Source organism: Streptomyces sp. A2-16 (assembly GCF_018128905.1).
GTDB lineage: Bacteria > Actinomycetota > Actinomycetes > Streptomycetales > Streptomycetaceae > Streptomyces.
Window position 1 is genome coordinate 6,090,527 of sequence record NZ_CP063808.1, and the last position, 19,197, is coordinate 6,109,723.

17 protein-coding genes are annotated in these 19,197 nt (G+C 70.9%); 5 read left to right on the plus strand and 12 right to left on the minus strand.

Annotated features, from left to right (window positions below; translation table 11 throughout):
• Positions 1–12 precede the first annotated feature (12 nt).
• From IOD14_RS27320 to IOD14_RS27340, 5 genes are all read right to left on the minus strand, one after another.
• Positions 13–1,005, minus strand: a complete 993-nt coding sequence (locus tag IOD14_RS27320; protein WP_123987463.1) for an ABC transporter permease — start codon at positions 1,003–1,005, stop codon at positions 13–15.
• Positions 1,006–1,076: 71 nt separating this feature from the next.
• Positions 1,077–2,744, minus strand: coding sequence for an ABC transporter substrate-binding protein (locus IOD14_RS27325; protein WP_123987464.1), 1,668 nt, complete (start codon positions 2,742–2,744; stop codon positions 1,077–1,079).
• Positions 2,745–2,824: 80 nt separating this feature from the next.
• Positions 2,825–3,853, minus strand: coding sequence for an ABC transporter permease (locus tag IOD14_RS27330; protein ID WP_123987465.1), 1,029 nt, complete (start codon positions 3,851–3,853; stop codon positions 2,825–2,827).
• A gap of 378 nt (positions 3,854–4,231) precedes the next feature.
• Entirely contained in the window at positions 4,232–5,272 is a 1,041-nt protein-coding gene (locus IOD14_RS27335; RefSeq protein ID WP_212671803.1) for an NUDIX domain-containing protein, read from the minus strand.
• A 142-nt stretch (positions 5,273–5,414) separates the two neighbouring features.
• Positions 5,415–5,609 carry a hypothetical protein gene (locus IOD14_RS27340; protein WP_123987467.1) on the minus strand — a complete coding sequence of 65 codons (195 nt, stop codon included), beginning with the start codon at positions 5,607–5,609 and terminating at the stop codon, positions 5,415–5,417.
• A 155-nt stretch (positions 5,610–5,764) separates the two neighbouring features.
• On the opposite strand from IOD14_RS27340, the gene IOD14_RS27345 reads away from it, so the two are divergent.
• Complete coding sequence (locus IOD14_RS27345; protein ID WP_212671804.1) at positions 5,765–7,777, plus strand: NPCBM/NEW2 domain-containing protein; 2,013 nt, start codon at positions 5,765–5,767, stop codon at positions 7,775–7,777.
• Positions 7,778–7,857: 80 nt separating this feature from the next.
• Here IOD14_RS27345 and IOD14_RS27350 read toward each other — a convergent pair whose 3' ends face one another.
• Positions 7,858–8,808, minus strand: coding sequence for an ROK family protein (locus tag IOD14_RS27350; RefSeq protein ID WP_212671805.1), 951 nt, complete (start codon positions 8,806–8,808; stop codon positions 7,858–7,860).
• Positions 8,809–9,003: 195 nt separating this feature from the next.
• On the opposite strand from IOD14_RS27350, the gene IOD14_RS27355 reads away from it, so the two are divergent.
• Positions 9,004–10,053 (plus strand): LacI family DNA-binding transcriptional regulator, encoded by a 1,050-nt coding sequence (locus tag IOD14_RS27355; protein WP_123992512.1) that lies wholly within the window; start codon positions 9,004–9,006, stop codon positions 10,051–10,053.
• A 7-nt stretch (positions 10,054–10,060) separates the two neighbouring features.
• On the plus strand, positions 10,061–10,861 hold the full coding sequence (locus IOD14_RS27360; RefSeq protein WP_212671806.1) for a hypothetical protein: 801 nt from the start codon (positions 10,061–10,063) through the stop codon (positions 10,859–10,861).
• Here the strand turns inward: IOD14_RS27360 and IOD14_RS27365 are convergent.
• Together IOD14_RS27365 and IOD14_RS27370 are read right to left on the minus strand one after the other, a co-directional pair.
• Positions 10,807–12,864 (minus strand): serine/threonine-protein kinase, encoded by a 2,058-nt coding sequence (locus tag IOD14_RS27365; protein ID WP_212671807.1) that lies wholly within the window; start codon positions 12,862–12,864, stop codon positions 10,807–10,809. The two genes, IOD14_RS27360 and IOD14_RS27365, sit on opposite strands and share 55 nt — an antisense overlap.
• A 121-nt stretch (positions 12,865–12,985) precedes the next feature.
• Positions 12,986–14,290, minus strand: coding sequence for an aldolase/citrate lyase family protein (locus IOD14_RS27370; protein WP_123987471.1), 1,305 nt, complete (start codon positions 14,288–14,290; stop codon positions 12,986–12,988).
• Positions 14,291–14,510: 220 nt separating this feature from the next.
• Here IOD14_RS27370 and IOD14_RS27375 point away from each other — a divergent pair, with 220 nt between their 5' ends.
• Positions 14,511–15,374 carry an endonuclease/exonuclease/phosphatase family protein gene (locus IOD14_RS27375; protein ID WP_249126084.1) on the plus strand — a complete coding sequence of 288 codons (864 nt, stop codon included), beginning with the start codon at positions 14,511–14,513 and terminating at the stop codon, positions 15,372–15,374.
• A gap of 58 nt (positions 15,375–15,432) precedes the next feature.
• Here IOD14_RS27375 and IOD14_RS27380 read toward each other — a convergent pair whose 3' ends face one another.
• The 4 genes from IOD14_RS27380 to IOD14_RS27395 all read right to left on the minus strand — a co-directional run bounded on the left by IOD14_RS27380 (position 15,433) and on the right by IOD14_RS27395 (position 18,613).
• A complete protein-coding gene (locus IOD14_RS27380) occupies positions 15,433–16,395 on the minus strand; it encodes an electron transfer flavoprotein subunit alpha/FixB family protein (protein WP_123987473.1) in 963 nt (320 codons plus the stop codon).
• A gap of 71 nt (positions 16,396–16,466) precedes the next feature.
• Positions 16,467–17,255 carry an electron transfer flavoprotein subunit beta/FixA family protein gene (locus IOD14_RS27385; RefSeq protein WP_123987474.1) on the minus strand — a complete coding sequence of 263 codons (789 nt, stop codon included), beginning with the start codon at positions 17,253–17,255 and terminating at the stop codon, positions 16,467–16,469.
• Positions 17,256–17,481: 226 nt separating this feature from the next.
• Positions 17,482–17,991: a flavin reductase family protein gene (locus IOD14_RS27390; protein WP_123987475.1), complete on the minus strand. Its 510-nt coding sequence runs from the start codon at positions 17,989–17,991 to the stop codon at positions 17,482–17,484.
• A gap of 208 nt (positions 17,992–18,199) precedes the next feature.
• Positions 18,200–18,613: a thioredoxin family protein gene (locus tag IOD14_RS27395; RefSeq protein WP_123992513.1), complete on the minus strand. Its 414-nt coding sequence runs from the start codon at positions 18,611–18,613 to the stop codon at positions 18,200–18,202.
• Between the two features lie 75 nt (positions 18,614–18,688).
• On the opposite strand from IOD14_RS27395, the gene IOD14_RS27400 reads away from it, so the two are divergent.
• A complete protein-coding gene (locus tag IOD14_RS27400; protein WP_212671809.1) occupies positions 18,689–19,105 on the plus strand; it encodes a DUF4395 domain-containing protein in 417 nt (138 codons plus the stop codon).
• Positions 19,106–19,197: the final 92 nt, after the last annotated feature.

Here is a 19,197-nt window from a genome sequence, read left to right on the forward strand (position 1 = left end):
CGGTGAGAGGGCTCAGGCGAGGCGGACACGGGGGTCGACGAGGCCGTAGACCACGTCGACGACCACGTTGGCGAGCACCACGAAGGTGGCCGCGAAGAGCGTGGTGCCGAGGATGACCGGCAGGTCGGAGTTCTGTACCGAGTCGACCGCGAGCTTGCCGATGCCGTTGATGCCGAACACCGACTCGGTGATGACGGCGGAGCCGCCGATCAGCGAGCCGACGTCCATGCCGAAGATGGTGATGATCGGGGTGATCGCGGCCCGCAGGCCGTGCTTGAGGACGACTCTGCTGCTCGAGAGGCCCTTGGCCCGGGCGGTGCGCATGTAGTCCTCGGCGAGGACCTCCAGCATGGAGGAGCGGGTGAGCCGGGTGTACAGCGCGAGGTAGACGATGACGAGGGTGACCCAGGGCAGGATCAGTCCCTGGAACCAGGCGCCGGGGTCCTGCGTGATCGGGGTGTAGCCGGAGGCGGGCAGGATCTGCCACTTGTCGACGAACAGGTAGAGCAGCAGCAGTCCGACGAAGTAGATCTGCACGGAGACCCCGAGCAGCGCGAGTCCCACCGCCGCCTTGTCCGCGGCCTTCCCCCGGCGGACGGCCGCGACCGTGCCGAGGCCGACGCCCAGGATCAGGAAGAACACCGCGGCGCCGAGACCCAGCGACAGGTCGGCCGGGAAGTCGTCCAGCAGGGTGGTCAGGACCGGGGTGTCGGTCTGGAAGGAGATGCCGAGGCAGGGCGCGTCGCAGTGCACGCGCACGCTCTGGTCGCCGAAGTTCCGGCCGATGAAGAGTCCCTTGAAGAACTCCCAGAACTGCTTGAGGAAGGTCTGGTCGAGCCCGAGCGAATGCTTGATCTCGGCCAGCCGGGACGGCGAGCACGTCTTGCCGCAGGCCAGGAGTGCGGGGTCGGACGGCAGCGCGAAGAAGATGAAGAAGGTGATCACGGTGATCACCAGGAGGATCGCGGCCGCTGCCAGCAGGCGCCGGATGAGGTAACGAAGCATGTCGTGCGGGACCCTGACGTGAGAGGGGTGCCCCGCCGGCCGGGACCGCCGGCGGGGCTGGGAGGGTGCGTTCAGCTCTTGACGTAGGCGTGAACCAGGCTGGGCTCGGCGAGGATCGGGTCCGAGATGATTCCGCCGACCTTGGAGCCCGACAGATCGCTGAACTTCATGTACATCAGCGGGACCACGGCGGCGTCCTTCATGATCTGCTGGTCCAGGGCGCCGTAGGCGGCGTCGGCCTGCTTGACGTCCGTCATCTTGGCGATCTTGTCGATCTGCGCGTTGACGGTGGGGTCGTTCAGGTAGGACTGGTCCTGGTTGGACTGCGGCAGCTTCGCGATCTGGCGTCCGTCGAAGAGGACGGGCAGCACGGTGGAGGCGTTCGGCCAGTCCGCGATCCAGTCGACCCAGGTGAGGTCGTACTGGTTCTTGACGTTGTCGATGTTGCTGAAGTAGTTCGCCGCGTCGATCGGGGTGATGTTCACCGTGATGCCGATCTTCGCGAGCGAGGTCTTCACGGCGTCGCCGAAGTGCTCCAGGGTCGGGGTGTTCTCCACCGCGAGCGACATGGTGAGCTTGGGGTTGCCCGCCTGCTTCATCAGCGCCTTGGCCTTGGTGATGTCTCCGGCGGGGTTGGCGCTGTAGAGGTTGAACTTCTGGTAGCCGCCGATGCCGGGGCTGAGCATCGTGCTCGCGTAGGCGCCGTACGCCGAACCGCCGAACGCGCCGCGGACGGTGGTCTTGTCGATCGCGTACTCGATCGCCTGACGGACCTTCAGGTCTTTGGTCCGGGTGGTGTTGATGGCGAGGTAGTTGATGCCGGGAGCCGGGATGTTGTAGAGGCGCGACTTCAGGGACGGGTCATTGGTGATCGTCGTCAGGTCGGAGCCCGCGATCGGCCACTGCATGATCGAGGTCTGGGCGGTACCGGCGTCGGACTTGATCTGCTGGTCGATCGCCGACTGGTCCTGGCCGAGTTGCACGTCGATCTCGTTGACGTTCTGCTGCCGGATCGGGTCGGTCGACTGCTTCCAGTGGGTGTTCCTGACGAGGACGAGTTCCTTGTTCTTGGCGTACGACTTGATCATGTACGGCCCGTCGGACCAGACGTGCGTGTCGTACGTGGCACCGGTGTCGTGGGCCTTGGGCACCCCTGACCAGCCGGGCATCGCGGTCGTCTGGTTGAAGTCGGCCACGGGCTGGTCGAGGTGGAAGACGATGGTGGACGCGTCCGGCGTCTGGATGGAGGCGAGTTCCTTGCCCGAGTAGGGGCCCTTGTACGAGGAGCCGCCGACCAGCCACTGACTGGCGTACGGCGGGCCGCCGTTGATGTCGGGCGAGAAGGTCCGCTCGACGCCGTACTTGACGTCCTGCGAGGTGACCGCCGTACCGTCCTGCCAGGTGACACCCTTGCGCAGGTGGAAGGTCCACACGGTGTCGCCCGCGCTGGGCGTTCCGGTGTCGGTGGCCAGGTCGCCGACCAGCTTGGGCTGGGAGCCGGTCTCGTCCCAGCCGGTCAGGGTGCGCACGAGCTCCTGGTCCATGCTCGAACCCTCGGTCGTGTAGACGCGCTGGGGGTCGAGGTGGTCGAAGTCGGCGTGGTCGAGGACGGTCAGGGTGCCGCCCTTGGTCGGGGAGCCGCTTCCGCTGGTGCTGGAGGAGCCTCCGCATGCGGTGGCCCCCAGGGCGATCGCCACGGCGGTGGCCGTGAGCACGATCGAGCGCCTTCTGCGCGTCATGAGGTAACACTCCGTTCTTGTACGGCTCGGCGACGACGGCTCGAATGGGGCCGCACGCGCCGGTGTTGAGGGGGACCGCGTCAGCCGCGGGCCGCGCGGGGATCCAGGGCGTCCCGGACGCCGTCGCCGAGGAGGTTCAGCGCCAGGACGAGAATCAGCAGCAGGACTCCGGGGACGAACAGGTACATGGGGTCCTGCAGGAAGTACTGGGAGGCGTCCGAGAGCAGCGCCCCCCAGTCCGGGTTGGGCGGGATGACGCCCACGCCGAGGTAGGACAGGGCCGCCTCGGTGGTGATGTTCTGCGGGACGGCCAGCGCGAAGGAGATCAGGACCGGGGCCCACAGGTTCGGCAGCAGCTGCCGGAAGAGGATGTGCCACTTCCCGGCGCTCATGATCCGCGCCGCGTCGACGAACTCCCGCTCGCGCAGGGACAGGACCTGTCCGCGCACCAGCCGGGCGGTGTAGGCCCAGGCGAACACCGCGATGTTCAGGACGAGGACCAGCAGCCGGAGGTTCTCGTCGGTGCCGCCGTGGCTGTTGGTCTGCATCGCGTTCTGGATGACCGGGGTCAGGGCGATGATGAACAGCAGCTGCGGGAAGGCCAGCATCACGTCCATGATCCGTGACAGCACGTTGTCGACCCAGCCGCCGGAGTACCCCGCGGCGAGTCCGGCCACGACTCCGACGACGGTGGACAGCACGGCCGAGGCGAAGCCGACGAGCAGCGAGGTGCGCAGGCCGTGGACGATCCGGGCGAACAGGTCGTAGCCGGTGCCCGGTTCGACGCCCAGCAGATGCGTGAGGCTGATGCCGCCCAGCGCTCCGCGCGGGAAGTTGCCGGTGTCCGGGTCGATCGCCTTGCCGTCGGGGGTGATCGGCCCCCAGCCGGTGATCGCCGTCAGGAGCGGGGCCAGCAGCGCGATCAGGACGAAGAGCACCGTGATCACGAACGCGGCCATGGTGACCTTGTCCCGTCTGATGCGCCGCCAGGCCATGCGGGCGGGCGAACGCCCGGTGATGACCGTGCCGTCGCTCCGCGGTTCCGGCGACGGTTCACCGGCGTGCGGGGTGCCGGTGTCGGCGGGCATCGGCTGCTGTTGCGTCGTCATCGTGCGGACGTCCCGGGTATGTGCTGGGGCCGGCGCGGGGTTTTCGCCGGCGCCGACGGACAGGGTCTCGTCATGAGGCAGTTCTCTGGAGGAAAGGTGTCGGTCGCCGGCCGTTGTCGGCGCCGTGAGACTGAGCGGACTGTCGCAACACGCCGAGAGACCGGTCAAGGCAGAAAATGACCGAAAAGGGGATTGTTTGCGCTCGTTGCCAAGAGTTGACGAGGGCGGGACGTTTCGTTAGCTCTGACATGGAGGTATCGCGACGATTCCCTTGGCGGGTTCTCGCCCTCCGCTTGCCTGACTCGAACATGCCCGGACAGAGCGAGGCCCCGACGGCGGTGCGCGCCGTCGGGGCCTGCTCGGGGTCTCACCCGTACGTCAGCCGATCGGAACCCCAGCCTCCAGGTACAGCGCCGCTCCCCGCTCCCGGGCCCGCAGCGCCCACCTCAACCGCTCGTAGCGCACCGGTGGCAGCAGTTCCGCGGCCTCCTCCTCGCTGGCGAAGCACCAGCCGCGCAGTTCGGGGCCGGGCAGCAGTACCGCCCCCGCCCGGGTGGAGTCGAGCCGGCCCCCGTCGAACAGGAGGCGCAGTCCGCCGTATCCGGGAGGGACGGGCTGCTCCCAGTCGACGACGAGGAGGCGGGGTACCTCGTCGAGGCGGATGCCGGTCTCCTCGGCCACCTCGCGCATCCCGGCCCGCGCGGGCGCCTCGCCGGGCTCGACGACTCCGCCGGGGAACTCCCAGCCCGCCTTGTAGGTGGGGTCGACGAGCAGCACCCGGTCCTGCTCGTCGAAGAGGAGCACCCCGGCGGCCACGGTCTCGGCGGTGGGCTCGGGGGTCTGCACGATGTCGCACACGGGCACGCGCCCGGCGCCGAGGTCCTCGGCGATGCGGGCGGCTGTCTCGTACGGGGTGAGCGCGCCGGTGTCGACCAGGTGGGCGTCGGCGGTGAGCCAGGAGGAGAGGGCGGCCCGGTAGGGCTCGAGGTGCTCGTACGCCCAGTGCCCCTGCCCCGGCTCGCCGGGCGACAGGGCCGGTGGGGTCTCCCGGCCTGATATTCGTTCGCGCAGGATCGTTTCCGCCGGGGCGAGGAGAATGTGGCGGACGCTGATCCGACGGGCGGCGAGGCCGCCGAAGATCTCGTCGCGGTACTCCTGGCGCAGCAGGGTCATGGGAACCACCAGGGTCCCGCCGAGTTCGGCGAGCATCGCGGCCGCCGTGTCGATCACCAGTCGTCGCCAGATCGGCAGGTCCTGGAAGTCGCCGACCTCGGCGAGGTGCTTGGGCGGCAGGAGACGCACGACCGCCGCGCCGATGTCCTCGGGGTCGAAGAGCGTGCTGTTCGGGATCAGTTCGATCAGTTCTCGTGCGGTGGTGGTCTTCCCCGCACCGAACGCGCCGTTGATCCAGACGATCACGGACTCCCCCTCTTCTGTTTGGCCCCCTGAGGCTTGCCCGTTCCACCCTGCCACGGAAACCAGCCGCAGATGAGGGCGCACGAACGCGGCTCGGGGGCCCCTCGCGACGAGGGGCCCCCGAGCCGCGTTCGTGCGGTTCCCGTCAGCCGTTCTGCCCGAGGGCGCTCTCGTCCAGGCCGTCCAGGCTGTCGCTGGCGACGGTGTGGTCGAGGGTGCTGAGGGTCTTGTCGACGTCGATGTGGTTGAGGTCCTCGCCCAGGGCGTGCGAGGGCGTGACCGCCGCGACGACGAAGCCGGTGGCGAGGGAGGCGATGGCGAGCATGCTGCGCTTCTTCATGAGCTGATCAACGTCACCGGACGGATTGGGTCACGCTGCGGTGTGCCATACCGCTCCCTTCCACCACAGTCGAACACGTCCTAACGTAAACGCCCAACACGATGACGCGTACATGTCGTCATCGCACCCTTCCGCCGGTTCGGAGGAACGTAACGATGCGTCACCTTCACACCCGCACGACCCGCCGAAGGATGGTCGCCGCACTCACGGTGCTGCTGTTCGCGGTGCCCGGGGCTCCCGCCGTCGCCGACGAGGCGGGCACGGGTTCGCCCGCCCTGGCCGACGGCCTGGCCCTCACCCCGCCCATGGGCTTCAACAACTGGAACTCCACCCACTGCCGGGCCGAGTTCAACGAGTCCATGGTCAAGGGGATCGCGGACATCTTCGTCGACAAGGGCCTCAAGGACGCCGGGTACCAGTACGTCAACCTCGACGACTGCTGGGCCCTGCCGGACCGGGACGCCGACGGACAACTGGTCCCGGACCCGGCCAGATTCCCGAACGGGATCAAGGCCGTCGCCGACTACGTGCACGCCAAGGGCCTCAAACTCGGCATCTACACCAGCGCGGGCACCAAGACGTGCAGCGACGTCGGTTTCCCGGGCGCGCTGGGCCACGAGTACAGCGACGCCCGGCAGTTCGCCGACTGGGGCGTCGACTACCTCAAGTACGACAACTGCAACAACCAGGGCGTGGACGCCAGGCAGCGCTACACGACCATGCGTGACGCCCTTCGGGCGACCGGCAGACCCATCGTCTACAGCATCTGCGAATGGGGCCAGAACAAGCCCTGGGAGTGGGCCGCCGACGTCGGACACCTGTGGCGCACCACCGGCGACATCAGCGACACCTGGGGCTCGATGCTCTCGATCCTGAAGCAGAACCTCCCCCTGGCACCCCACGCCGGCCCCGGCCACTGGAACGACCCCGACATGCTGGAGGTCGGCAACGGCGGCATGACGGACACCGAGTACCGCTCGCACTTCTCGATGTGGTCGGTCATGGCCGCCCCCCTGCTCATCGGCAGCGACCTGCGCTCGGCCTCCGCCGAGACCTTCGAGATCCTCGGCAACAAGGAGGTCATCGCCGTCGACCAGGACCCGCTGGGCAAACAGGGCGCCGTGGTCTCCTCCGAGGGCGGGCGCTGGGTCGTCGCCAAGGAGATGAAGGACGGCAGCCGTACGGTCGCCCTGTTCAACGAGTCGAGCAGCCCGCAGCGCGTCGCCACGACCGCGACGGCCGTAGGGCTGCCCGGCGCCGACGCCTACACCCTGCGCGACCTGTGGCAGCACAGGAGCTACAACACCGCGGGCTCGATCTCGGCGACCGTCCCCGCGCACGGAACGGTTCTCGTACGGGTCTTCCCCGACCGCAGGTGGCATCAGCACCCGCCTGCCGTCGAACTCGGCCTGGAGGGCAGCCCGTTGGTCCAGGCGGGCCTTCCCGCCGCGCTGACGACGACGGTCACGGACCTGGGACGCACTCCGGCCAGGAAGGTCTCCGTGCGGCTGTCCGGTCCCGAGGGCTGGGCCGTGAGGGCGACGTCGCCGACCTCGGCCGCGGCCCTGTCCACGGGCCGTTCGCTGCGCACGAAGTGGTCGGTCACCGCTCCCCCGGGGACGCCGACGGGGTCGTACGACCTCACGCTCGAGGCGGGATACCGCTCACCGGCCGGTGTCCGGGTCGACAGCACACTGCCCTTCACCGCGACCGTGGTGGTCCCGCCGCCCGCGGGCACCTCGGGCCTCGGTGACCTGCCGTGGCTGTCGGCCACCAACGGCTACGGTCCCGTCGAACGCAACACCAGCAACGGGGAGAGCGCCGCGGGCGACGGACATCCGATCACCATCGGCGGGGTGGTGTACGCCAAGGGTCTCGGTGTGCACGCGGAGAGCTCCGTCGAGTACTACACGGGCGCGGCCTGCGAGACGGTCACCGCGCAGGTCGGCGTCGACGACGAGAAGGGCGCGAACGGCACGGTCGCCTTCGAGGTGTGGGCCGACGGCACCAAGGTGGCGTCCACCGGCGTCCTCACCAACGCCATGCCGGCCCAGCCGCTCACCGCGGACGTCACCGGCGCCCGGCTGGTCCGGCTGGTCGTCACCGACGCGGGCGACGGCATCGACTCGGACCACGCCGACTGGGGGGACGCGCGGCTGAGCTGCTGAGAGCCGCCGTACGCACGTGGCGGCCGGGTTCCGCCCGGCCGCCACGTGAACGTTTCTCCCGGTCCTGGGCCCGGCCGTCGTCAGACCGCGGCGGCCGGGTCGGGACGCTTCGCCAGCGCCGCCGCGGCCGCCCCGACCAGCCCGGCGTCGGTGCCCATCTGCGCGGGCACGATCGTCAGCCGCTGGACGAAGGACAGGGTCGCGTAGTCGCCCAGGGCCTTGCGCAGCGGCTCGAACAGGACGTCCCCCGCCTTGCCGACCCCGCCGCCGATTACCGCGATGTCGATCTCCACGAGGGTGGCCGTGGCCGCGATACCGGCGGCCAGCGCCTGGGCCGCCCGGGCGAAGGAGGCCACGGCGACCGGGTCACCGCCGCGGGCCGCCTCGGCCACCGCGGCGGCGGAGGTGTCGCCGTCGGGACCGGGCCGCCAGCCGTTCTCCAGCGCGCGCCGGGCGATGTTCGGGCCGCTGGCTATGCGCTCCACGCAGCCGCGCGCACCGCACGGGCACGGGTCGCCGTCGAGGTCGACGCTGATGTGCCCGATGTGACCGGCGTTGCCGGTGGGCCCGGCGTGCAGCCGGCCGTTCAGCACCAGACCGCCTCCGACGCCGGTCGACACGACCATGCACAGTGCGTTGTCGTGCCCGCGCGCGGCGCCCTGCCAGTGTTCCGCCGCCGTGATGGCCACCCCGTCGCCGATCAGCTCGACGGGAAGCCCGCCGGCCGCCTCCCGGACCCTGCGGACCAGCGGGTAGTCGCGCCAGCCGGGCACGTTCACCGGGCTCACGGTGCCCCTGGAGGCGTCCACCGGACCCGCGCTGCCGATGCCGAGGGCGGTGGCGCGCCCCCACAGCGGCGAGCCGGTGAGCTCGCCGAGGGTCGCCTCGACGGCGCGCATCACGCTCTCGCCGTCCTCCTGCGCGGGCGTGGCGCGCTGCGCCCGGAGCAGGATCCGGCCGTGGCCGTCCACCAGCGCTCCGGCGATCTTGGTGCCGCCGATGTCGAGCGCAGCCACGAGGTCGGTGTGCATCAGTGTCAGTTCTCCCCGGTCAACCTTGAGGGATGGACAGGCCGGTGTCGCGGTGGGGGCGCTGGCCGACAGATTGCGGTGGACAGTGTCTCCCGCATCTGACAACGTTGTCCAGGCTCTATGCTCGACGCCACATCCTCATACAAAATCATGGACCGCCGCATCCCCGTCGACGACAGGACAGGACGCCGTATCGTGCCCGACACCCACAGCCGAGCAGACCGCCTCGCCACGACCCGGTACGGCAACCGTCCGACCATGAAGGACGTGGCCGCGCGGGCCGGCGTCGGGCTCAAGACGGTCTCCCGGGTGGTCAACGGCGAACCGGGGGTCACCCCCGAGACGGAGCACCGGGTGCGGGAGGCCATCGAGGCCCTCGGCTTCCGCCGCAACGACAGCGCGCGCGTCCTGCGCAAGGGCCGTACCGCCAGCATCGGCCTGGTCCTCGAGGATCTCGCCGACCCGTTCTACGGCCCCCTGAGCCGTGCGGTCGAGGAGGTGGCCCGGGCCAACGGCGCCCTGCTCATCAACGGCTCCAGCGCCGAGGACCCGGACCGCGAGCAGGAGCTGGTGCTGGCCCTGTGCGCCCGGCGGGTGGACGGCCTGGTGGTGATCCCGGCCGGTGACGACCACCGCTATCTGGAACCGGAGCTCAAGGCGGGCGTCGCCACGGTGTTCGTGGACCGTCCGGCGGGCCGGATCGACGCGGACGTCGTCCTCTCCGACAACTTCGGCGGTGCCCGCGACGCCGTGGCCCATCTCATCGCCCACGGTCACCGGCGGATCGGCTTCATCGGCGACATGCCCCGCATCCACACCGCCGCCGAGCGACTGCGCGGCTACCGGGCCGCCATGGAGGACGCCGGCATCGAGGTGGCGGACGCCTGGACGTCGCTCGGCGTCACCGACCCGGAGCGGGTGCGCCGGGCGGCCGAGGAGATGCTCTCCGGCCCCTCCCCCGTGACCGCGATCTTCACCGGCAACAACCGGGTGACGGTGACCGTGATCCGGGTCCTCGCCGAACACACCCGCCGGGTGGCCCTCGTCGGCTTCGACGACATCGAACTCGCCGATCTGCTGCAACCGGGCGTCACGGTCGTCGCCCAGGACGCGGCGGCGCTGGGGAGAACAGCCGCCGAGCGCCTGTTCCGGCAGCTGGACGGCACCCTGCTGACACCGGAGCGGATCGAGCTGCCGACCCGACTGATCACCCGGGGCTCGGGCGAGCTGCCGCCGGCGGACTGAGCGGCCGATGGCGGAGTTCACCCTGGAGGCACTGGGCCTGGCCGAGGCTCCTCGCGATCACCCGCTGAGCTATCCCGGCGCCTGGCCGGCGAGCTCCGCCCTGCTCGACGGCGACCGACTGGTCCCGCTCTCCCGCGACCTGTGGTGGCACGAGGACCGCGCCCCCGTCCTCACGGTCGGCTCCAACGCCAGTCCGGCCCAACTGCGGCACAAGATGGCCGAGTTCGGGATCACCTCGCCGATCCCGATGGTGCGGGCCCGGGTGACCGGAGTCGACGTTGGTGTCTCCGCGCACGTGAGCCGCATGGGATACGTGTCCGCCTCGCCCTTCCAGGCACCGGACGCCGTACGGGAGTTGTTCGTCATCTGGCTGGACGCCGAGCAGCTCGCGGTCGTCGACGCGAGCGAGGGGGTGCCGCTGTCGGACGGCAACTACGGGCGCGCCTGGCTGCCCGCACCGGAGGTGCGGGTCGAACTGCCCGGCGGCCGCACGCTGCCGGGCGTCCACTCGTACGTCAACCGCCACGGCGTCCTGCACGACGGCACCGGGGCTCCGCGCACCCACCCCGGTCAGCGGGAGCTGCTGACCGAACTCCTGGTGGGGTCGGCCCGGTTGCGGGAGCTGTTCGGCGTCACACCGGAGGAGTTCGTGGCACGGGCCCGCGCCGACCGGCTGCTGTGCGCGGCGGGGACCCGGCTGTTCGCCGACGAGAAACGGGTGACGGAGTCCGGCCTGGAGCGGTACGTGACGCCTCAGCAGACCGGGAGTCCGGGCACCGGCTCGTCGTTGTTGCCGCCCTTGATGTAGACGTCGCTGACGTAGACGCCGGTGTTGCCGCTGTCGTCGTCGGTCTTCGCCCACCAGACGTTGGTCCACGCGCCGGACGTCTCGCGGCGGCCCAGGTTCGACTGGCAGAAGAAGTAGTTGGTGCCCGCTTTGAGGATTCCGGCCTCGTCGCCGGAGGCCGTGTAGGACGTGGCGGTCTTCCAGACGGTGCAGTTGTACTTGCCGCCGCCGATGGCGGTGCAGGCCGGGGCCGGTGCCGGGGTGCTCGGGTCGCTGTCCCCGCCGGTACCGCCGTCCCCGGAGCCGCCGCCCGCGTCGTCGTCGGAGGAGCCACCGCCGGAGGAGTGCGCCGTCGAGGACGCGGAGGGACGGTTCGTGGGTTCGGAGCTGCCGTCCTCGCCCGGCTTCCCCTTCGCGCTCGGGCTCTTCCCGGCGTCCCCGTCCGTCAGCGCGGCGCTGCCCGAGGGGTTGTCGTCGGTGCGCGCCGAGGCGGAGGCGGTGGCGGACTCACTGGTGCCGGACGCGATCGGCCGGGCGTCGGCCTCGGCCTTGCCCGAGTTGTTCATCAAGGTGACGGCCGTGCCGGCCACCGCGAGAACAACCGCGACGGCCGCCGCGGCGAGCAGGACGCGTCTGTTGCGACGGGGCGCGCGGGAGGCGTCCACGGCCCTCGTGTCGCGAACGACGGACGTCTCGTAGCTGTGCGCCGCAGGTCCGGGCTGACCCGGAACAGGGCCTTGAGGAACAACCTGTCCCGGAACAGGGCCAGGACCTTGAGCGACGGCGGATGTCTCCGAGGCCTGTGCCGGACCACCGCTCTGCGGAGCGGATGCCACCCACCAGGGCGCCGGCGGTTCGGCCTGCCCCGTGGCACCCTCGACAGGCCGGCCCTGGCCCTGCTGCCCGATGGCACCGCTGTCTTCCACGCCCGGCGAGCCCTGCCCGGGATGCGCGGTCACTGGAGCCGTCGCGGGCCCGGTCGGCTGCGCGGCCCCCGGCGTCTCCTGCGAGGAAGCTGCGGGCGCCGACCCCGTCGGATCCACCGGCCCGGGACCGTCCGCCGTCACCGGCGCCGTCGGAGCGTGGGGGACGGTCCCGGCCGGCCCCGCCGCTCCCGCCGTGTCCCGCAAGGTCGTCGTGGCGCTGTCCGCCGCGGGCGCGGCGCCGTCCGCCACCGCCTGCAGCAGCCCGCGCGCCTCCTCGGCCCCGGGACGGGCCTCGGGCCGCTTGTCCAGCAGGCGCCGGAGCACGGGCGCGAGGGGGCCGGCACGGTGGGACTCGGGGAGCGGCTCGCCCACGATCGCGGTGAGCGTCGAGAACGTCGACGTACGGCGAAACGGCGAGGCCCCCTCGACGGCCGCGTACAGGGTGGCGCCCAGGGCCCACACGTCGGAGGCCGGTCCGGGATCGGCCCCCTGGGCGCGCTCGGGCGCCATGTAGTCGAGGGAGCCGACGAGATGGCCGGTGCGGGTGAGGTTCGTGGCCGAGCCGTCGCCCGGGTCCTCCATGGTGGCGATGCCGAAGTCGGTGAGCAGGACGCGGCCCGAGCGGTCGAGCAGGATGTTGCCGGGCTTGACGTCCCGGTGCAGCACGCCGGCCGCGTGGGCGGCGGCCAGCGCGTCCATGACCTTGGCGCCGATCTCGGCCGCCTCACGCGGGTCCAAGGGGCCGCGCTTACGGAGCACGGCGTCCAGGGAGGGGCCGTCGACCATCTCCATGACGATCAGCGGACGCCCGTCGACCTCGGCCACGTCGTGCACGGCGACGACACCGGGATGGCGGACCCGGGCGGCCGCACGGGCCTCGCGCTGCATCCGCAGCCGCAAATCCGCGAGTTCGGGGCCGTCGGCGTCGGTGTAGGTGCGCAGTTCCTTGACGGCGACCTCACGGCCGAGGACCTCGTCGACGGCCCTCCAGACCACACCCATGCCGCCGCGCCCGAGCTGTGCCATGACCCGGTAACGCCCGGCCAGCAGCCGACCGGCCTCGTCCTGGCCCTTTTCGTTGGTCTCCCCCGAAGACACTGTTGCCCCGTTCCTGTGACCCGTCAGTGTGTGCGGTACAGACTACGGGGCAGGAGTGACAACTCCGGCCGATGGTTGCGACTGTGACAGGGCCGCTACGTCTTCCGCCACTTCGTGGAGACTATTTCGCGGAGGCGGTCAGATCCCCGCGCCGGGGTGCGGCGTATCCCTCCAGGTCGGCCCGGGTCAGGCCGGTCAGCCGGGCGACCTCGCCGATGTCGAGGGCCCCGCAGTCGAGCCCGCGCAGCAGATAGCCGCTGAGCGCCTTGGCGGTGGCGGGCTCGTCCATGACGTCGCCGCCGGTGCGGTTGGCGTACCGGGTGAGCCGGCCGGCGGCCTGCTCGAAGCCCTCGCGGTAGAAGGCGAACACGGCCGCGTACCGGGTGGGAAGGTGGCCGGGGTGCATGTCCCAGCCCTGGTAGTAGGCGCGGGCCAGGGCCCGGCGGGTCAGGCCGTAGTGCAGCCGCCAGGCGTCGTGGACCTTCGCCGTCGGCCCGACCGGCAGGACGTTCGTGGAGCCGTCCGAGACCCGTACGCCGGTGCCCGCGGCCGCGACCTGCATGATCGCCTTGGCGTGGTCGGCGGCCGGGTGGTCGCTGGCCTGGTGGGCGGCGGAGACGCCGAGGCAGGCGCTGTAGTCGAAGGTGCCGTAGTGCAGTCCGGTGGCGCGGCCCTCGGCGGCCTGGATCATCCGGGCGACGGTGGCGGTGCCGTCGGTGGCGAGGATGGCCTGACTGGTCTCGATCTGGATCTCGAACCCGAGCCGCCCGGCGTCCAGTCCGTGCGCCTTCTCGAAGGCCTCCAGGAGCCGTACGAACGCGGTGACCTGCTCGGCGTAGGTCACCTTGGGCAGCGTCAGCACCAGCCCCTCGGGCAGACCGCCCGCCGCCATCAGACCGGTGAGGAAGACGTCGAGGGTCCGGATGCCCCGGTCCCGGACGGCCGCCTCCATGCACTTCATGCGGATGCCCATGTACGGCGCCGCCGTGCCGTTCTCGTACGCCTCGGCGATCAGCCGGGCCGCGCGGGCCGCCGTCTCGTCCTCCTCGGCGTCCGGGCGCGGGCCGTAGCCGTCCTCGAAGTCGACGCGCAGGTCCTCGATCGGCTCGCGCTCCAGCTTGGCGCGCACGCGCGCGTGGACGGGTTCGGCGAGTTCGTCGGACAGCCCGAGGACGGCGGCGAAGGACGCGGCGTCCGGGGCGTGTTCGTCGAGGGCGGTCAGGGCCTTCCGGCCCCAGGAGCGGACGGTGTCGGCGGCGAAGGCGTCACCGGGGACGTAGACGGTGTGCACGGGCTGGCGCGTGCCGGGGTCGCCGGGGTAGCGGCGCTCCAGTTCGGCGTCGACCGGCGCGAGGGAGGCGCTGATCTCCTCGCTGACGGCACCCGCGAGGCTCGTCGCCACCCGCTCCTGCTGGCCCTGACCCATCCCACACCCTCCACTTTTCCGTCATACGGAATCAACAATCCGTAGAACGAAGTTATCCGCGAAGCTTCCCGGCGGTCAACACCCCGTCCACAGCATGAGCCACCTCGTTCATTCAAGGTGCCGAGAACCTCTACGCCCTCTACCGCACTCCGGTTCGAACATTCATCCTGTCCCGTCGGGAGGGAACACCATGTCGGACACCCACAGAATGACGCGTCGTATGGGCCTGAGAACCGCCGTGGCCGCCGCCGTCACCGTGCCGCTGATGGGCACGCTGCCAGCCTCCGCCGCCAAACCGTCCAACCGCCGACTCGATGTCATGACGTTCAATCTGCGCTTCGCCAGTACCTCCGAACCCAACAGCTGGGCCGTCCGCCGCCCGGTGATGCGCCGACTGCTGCGTCAGCAGGCGCCCACCCTGATGGGCACGCAGGAAGGCCTCTACCAGCAGTTGCGCGACATCCATTCCGACCTCGGACGGCACTACGACTGGATCGGCACCGGCCGCGAGGGCGGGTCTCACGACGAGTCCACGGCGATCTTCTACGACACCCGGCGCCTCGTCCCCGTCGAGCACGACACGCACTGGCTCTCCGACACGCCCAGGGTCGTCGGCTCGAACACCTGGGGCGCCGCGCTCCCCCGGATCGTCACCTGGGTGCGCTTCCGTGACCGGGCGGGCGGCGGACAGGAGTTCCACGTCCTCAACACCCACTTCGACCATGTGAGCCAGTACGCGCGCGAGCGTTCCGCGCAGTTCCTCGGCCGGCGGATCGCCGCGTTCGACCCGGCGACACCGGTCCTGGTGACCGGTGACTTCAACGCCGCGGCGCACGACAACCGGGCGTACGACACCCTGCTCGCCACGGGGCTCGTCGACACCTGGGACGCGGCCGCCGAACGCGGCGAGCCGTACGCCACCTTCCACGGCTACAAACCCCTGACTCCGGGCGGTGAGCGCATCGACTGGATCCTCGCCACGCCCGGCACGACCGTGCACCGGGCCTGGATCGACACCTTCGCGCTGAACGGGCAGTTCCCGAGCGACCATCTGCCGGTGCAGGCCACGGTGACCCTGGGATGAGCCGAGGCCCCCGTGACCGCCGGTGCGGTCGCGGGGGCCTCGTGCGCCCGGAGCGGGATCAGCCCTTGCGGGAGTTGATCTCCTCGGTGAGGGCGGGGACGACGTCGAAGAGGTCGCCGACGACGCCGTAGTCGACGAGGTCGAAGATCGGGGCCTCGGCGTCCTTGTTGACCGCGACGATGGTCTTGGAGGTCTGCATGCCCGCGCGGTGCTGGATCGCGCCGGAGATGCCGTTGGCGATGTACAGCTGCGGGGAGACGGACTTGCCGGTCTGGCCGACCTGGTTGGTGTGCGGGTACCAGCCGGCGTCGACGGCGGCGCGGGAGGCGCCGACGGCAGCGCCGAGGGAGTCGGCGAGGGCCTCGATGATCGCGAAGTTCTCGGAGCCGTTGACACCACGGCCACCGGAGACCACGATCGCGGCCTCGGTGAGCTCCGGGCGGCCCGTCGACTCACGCGGGGTACGCGCGGTGACCTTGGTGCCGGTCGCGGCGGCGGAGAAGGTCACGGCCAGCGCCTCGACCGCGCCGGCGGCCGGGGCGGCCTCCACGGCGGCCGAGTTCGGCTTGACCGTGATGACCGGAGTGCCGTTGGAGACACGGGACTTGGTGGTGAAGGAGGCGGCGAACACCGACTGGGTGGCCACCGGGCCCTCGTCGCCGGCCTCCAGGTCGACGGCGTCGGTGATGATGCCGGAACCGATGCGCAGCGCCAGCCGGGCGGCGATCTCCTTGCCCTCGGCGGAGGAGGGGACCAGCACGGCGGCCGGGGACACAGACTCGACGGCGGCCTGCAGCGCGTCCACCTTGGGAACGACCAGGTAGTCGGCGTACTCGGCGGCCTCGTGGGTGAGGACCTTGACCGCGCCGTGCTCGGCGAGGGCGGCGGCGGTGTCACCGGCGCCGTTGCCCAGCGCGACGGCGACGGGCTCGCCGATACGGCGGGCCAGGGTCAGCAGCTCCAGGGTGGGCTTGCGGACGGCACCGTCCACGTGATCGACGTAGACGAGAACTTCAGCCATGGGAATGCTCTCCTGCGGATTGCGAAGTCTGAGGGGCGGAAGGGGGGTTGAGCCTCAGCGGGCCAGAACCCTTAGATGAACTTCTGGCTCGCGAGGAACTCGGCGAGCTGCTTGCCGCCCTCGCCCTCGTCCTTGACGATCGTGCCCGCGGTACGGGCCGGGCGCGCCGCGGCGGAGTCGACCGTGGTCCAGGAGCCCTCCAGGCCGACCTGCCCGGCCTCCAGGTCCAGGTCCGACAGGTCCCAGGACTCGACCGGCTTCTTCTTGGCCGCCATGATGCCCTTGAAGGACGGGTAACGCGCCTCGCCCGACTGGTCGGTCACCGAGACCACGGCCGGGAGGGAGGCCTCCAGCTGCTCCGAGGCGGCATCCCCGTCACGGCGGCCCTTCACGGTGCCGTCCTCGACGGAGACCTCGGACAGCAGGGTGACCTGCGGGACACCCAGGCGCTCGGCCAGCAGGGCCGGGACGATGCCCATGGTGCCGTCGGTGGAGGCCATGCCGGAGACCACCAGGTCGTAGCCGGCCTTCTCGATCGCCTTGGCCAGCACCAGGGAGGTGCCCAGCGCGTCGGTGCCGTGCAGGTCGTCGTCCTCGACGTGGATCGCCTTGTCCGCGCCCATCGACAGCGCCTTGCGCAGCGCGTCCTTGGCGTCCTCGGGGCCGACCGTCAGAACGGTGACCTCGACGTCGTCGTCGGAGTTCTCCGAGATCTGCAGCGCCTGCTCGACCGCGTACTCGTCCAGTTCGGAGAGCAGACCGTCCACGTCGTCCCGGTCGACGGTCAGGTCATCGGCGAAGTGCCGGTCGCCGGTGGCGTCGGGCACGTACTTCACAGTGACAACGATCCTCAAGCTCACGCCGGCTCTCCTACTGCCTCGTCATTTCTCGGCTGCCTCTTGCAGGCAGCATAGGCGCCCCAAGCGGCCGATCCCGGTCGGGGCTGGCTGCGCTCCGACCGCAATATTACTCACCAGTACAACCAGTTCCTGCCCGCTAAGCAAGCGCTTTGAACTGTGACCTTTGCAACGCAGCGTAATCGGAACTCGACGGCCCCGCACACCGGCCGAGCAGCCGACGAGCCGATCAGTCGCGCAGGCCGTTGAACCGGCCCTGGTGGTAGAGCAGCGGCCGCCCGGCGCCCGCGGGGTCACCGAGCCGCACCTCGGCGAGCACGATGCGGTGATCACCGGCGGGCACGCGTGCGTGCACCCGGCAGACCATCCAGGCGAGCACGTCGTCGAGGACGGGGACGCCCTCGGGTCCCTCGCGCCAGGAGGTGGGCGCGCCGAAGCGGTCGGCGCCGCTGCGGGCGAAGGTGGCGGCCAGCTCCTCCTGGTGCTCGCCGAGTATGTGCACCCCCACGTGCTCGGCCCGGGACACCGCCGGCCAGCTGGAGGCGCCCGTGCCGATCCCGAAGGACAGCATGGGGGGTTCGGCGGACACCGAGGCGAGGGAGGTGGCGGTGAAGCCGACCGGGCCGGTGTCACCGCGCGCGGTGATCACGGCGACCCCCGCCGCGTGCCGCCGGAAGACGGAGCGCAGGAGGTCGGGAGAGGCGAGACGCGGGCTGCCGAGGTCGGACGTGGCGGTCATACGGGGTTCCTTCTGCGAGGAGTGTCGAGCGGGACCGTGGCTGCTCAACAGGCCGGACAGCGCGCGCTCGCGGTGCGGGCGAGGTCGACGTGGACCCGCCCGAACAGAAGGAGTTCCGTAGGCATACGGTCAGGCTGACGATACGTGCGGTGCGCAGTCAAGTACGTTCCGCGATGTGGGAGATGCCTCACCGTGAGCGCGCCCTCGGTCACACGGCCTCCCCGATCGCCGCTATGACGTCCGCCTTGCGCGGCTGCCCGGTGGCCCGCCGTACGACCCGGCCGTCGGCGTCGAGGACGAGCACGGTCGGGGTCTTGAGGATGTCGAGCGCACGGACCAGGTCGAGGTTCTTCTCGGCGTCGATCTCGACGTGGGTCACGCCCGGGACCATGCCGGCGACCTCGCCCAGCACCCGCCGGGTCGCCCGGCAGGGCGCGCAGAAGGCGCTGGAGAACTGGACGAGCGTGGCACGCTCGCCGAGGTCCTCGCCCAGCTCGGCAGCGCCGAGCCGCTTTCCGTCGTCGCGCCCGCGCACCCGCACTCTCCCGCTCCGCCGCCGCTGCAGCACTCCGAAGGCGCTCGCCACAGCGAGCACCGCCACGCACACCACCAGTCCGGTCATCACCCGCACAAGCATTCACGAGACTGCAAAGATTCCCGACTCCCCCCTGCCTTCCCGCTGCGGAATGCTTGATTCATGGACATTGATGCACGCGGGCCCCGCTTCGGCGCGGCCGTGACGACCGTCGTTCTGGCGGCCGTTCTGATCACGGGCAGCGTCTGGCTGCTGGCCTGGCAGACGCTGGCGTTCGCGCTGGGCGCGGCCGGCGGGGTGGCCCGCTCGCCGTACGGCTGGGTCTTCCGCAGGGCCGTACGGCCGCGGATCGGGCCGCCGACCGAGTTCGAGGCACCGGAACCGCCGCGATTCGCGCAGGCGGTGGGCCTCGCCTTCGCGGGCCTGGGACTGGTGGGGTACGGAATCGGGCCGGAGTGGCTCGGACTCGTCGCCACCGGAGCAGCGCTCGCGGCCGCGTTCCTCAACGCCACGTTCGGGTACTGCCTGGGATGCGAGATGTACCTGCTCGTGCGGCGGGTAGCGGTACGCGCGGAGTAAAGGAGGCTTAAAAGCCCAAGGTGGATCAAGGGCCGACGTGACGAGAATCTCTCCCCGGCCGGGCACCAGGACTGGCTCCCCGCCCGTTCTTC

What these genes read in the sequence shown, in the direction of transcription:
- IOD14_RS27350 (WP_212671805.1), bottom strand. Translation starts at nt 8,808, where the DNA reads ATGCACACCGACCTCGTGGCTGCGCTCGACATCGGCGGCACCAAGATC.
- IOD14_RS27390 (WP_123987475.1), bottom strand. Translation starts at nt 17,991, where the DNA reads ATGACCGCCACGTCCGACCTCGGCAGCCCGCGTCTCGCCTCTCCCGAC.
- IOD14_RS27345 (WP_212671804.1), top strand. Translation starts at nt 5,765, where the DNA reads ATGCGTCACCTTCACACCCGCACGACCCGCCGAAGGATGGTCGCCGCA.
- IOD14_RS27340 (WP_123987467.1), bottom strand. Translation starts at nt 5,609, where the DNA reads ATGAAGAAGCGCAGCATGCTCGCCATCGCCTCCCTCGCCACCGGCTTC.
- IOD14_RS27370 (WP_123987471.1), bottom strand. Translation starts at nt 14,290, where the DNA reads ATGGGTCAGGGCCAGCAGGAGCGGGTGGCGACGAGCCTCGCGGGTGCC.
- IOD14_RS27380 (WP_123987473.1), bottom strand. Translation starts at nt 16,395, where the DNA reads ATGGCTGAAGTTCTCGTCTACGTCGATCACGTGGACGGTGCCGTCCGC.
- IOD14_RS27400 (WP_212671809.1), top strand. Translation starts at nt 18,689, where the DNA reads ATGGACATTGATGCACGCGGGCCCCGCTTCGGCGCGGCCGTGACGACC.
- IOD14_RS27330 (WP_123987465.1), bottom strand. Translation starts at nt 3,853, where the DNA reads ATGACGACGCAACAGCAGCCGATGCCCGCCGACACCGGCACCCCGCAC.
- IOD14_RS27395 (WP_123992513.1), bottom strand. Translation starts at nt 18,613, where the DNA reads ATGACCGGACTGGTGGTGTGCGTGGCGGTGCTCGCTGTGGCGAGCGCC.
- IOD14_RS27320 (WP_123987463.1), bottom strand. Translation starts at nt 1,005, where the DNA reads ATGCTTCGTTACCTCATCCGGCGCCTGCTGGCAGCGGCCGCGATCCTC.
- IOD14_RS27375 (WP_249126084.1), top strand. Translation starts at nt 14,511, where the DNA reads ATGGGCCTGAGAACCGCCGTGGCCGCCGCCGTCACCGTGCCGCTGATG.
- IOD14_RS27325 (WP_123987464.1), bottom strand. Translation starts at nt 2,744, where the DNA reads ATGACGCGCAGAAGGCGCTCGATCGTGCTCACGGCCACCGCCGTGGCG.
- IOD14_RS27360 (WP_212671806.1), top strand. Translation starts at nt 10,061, where the DNA reads ATGGCGGAGTTCACCCTGGAGGCACTGGGCCTGGCCGAGGCTCCTCGC.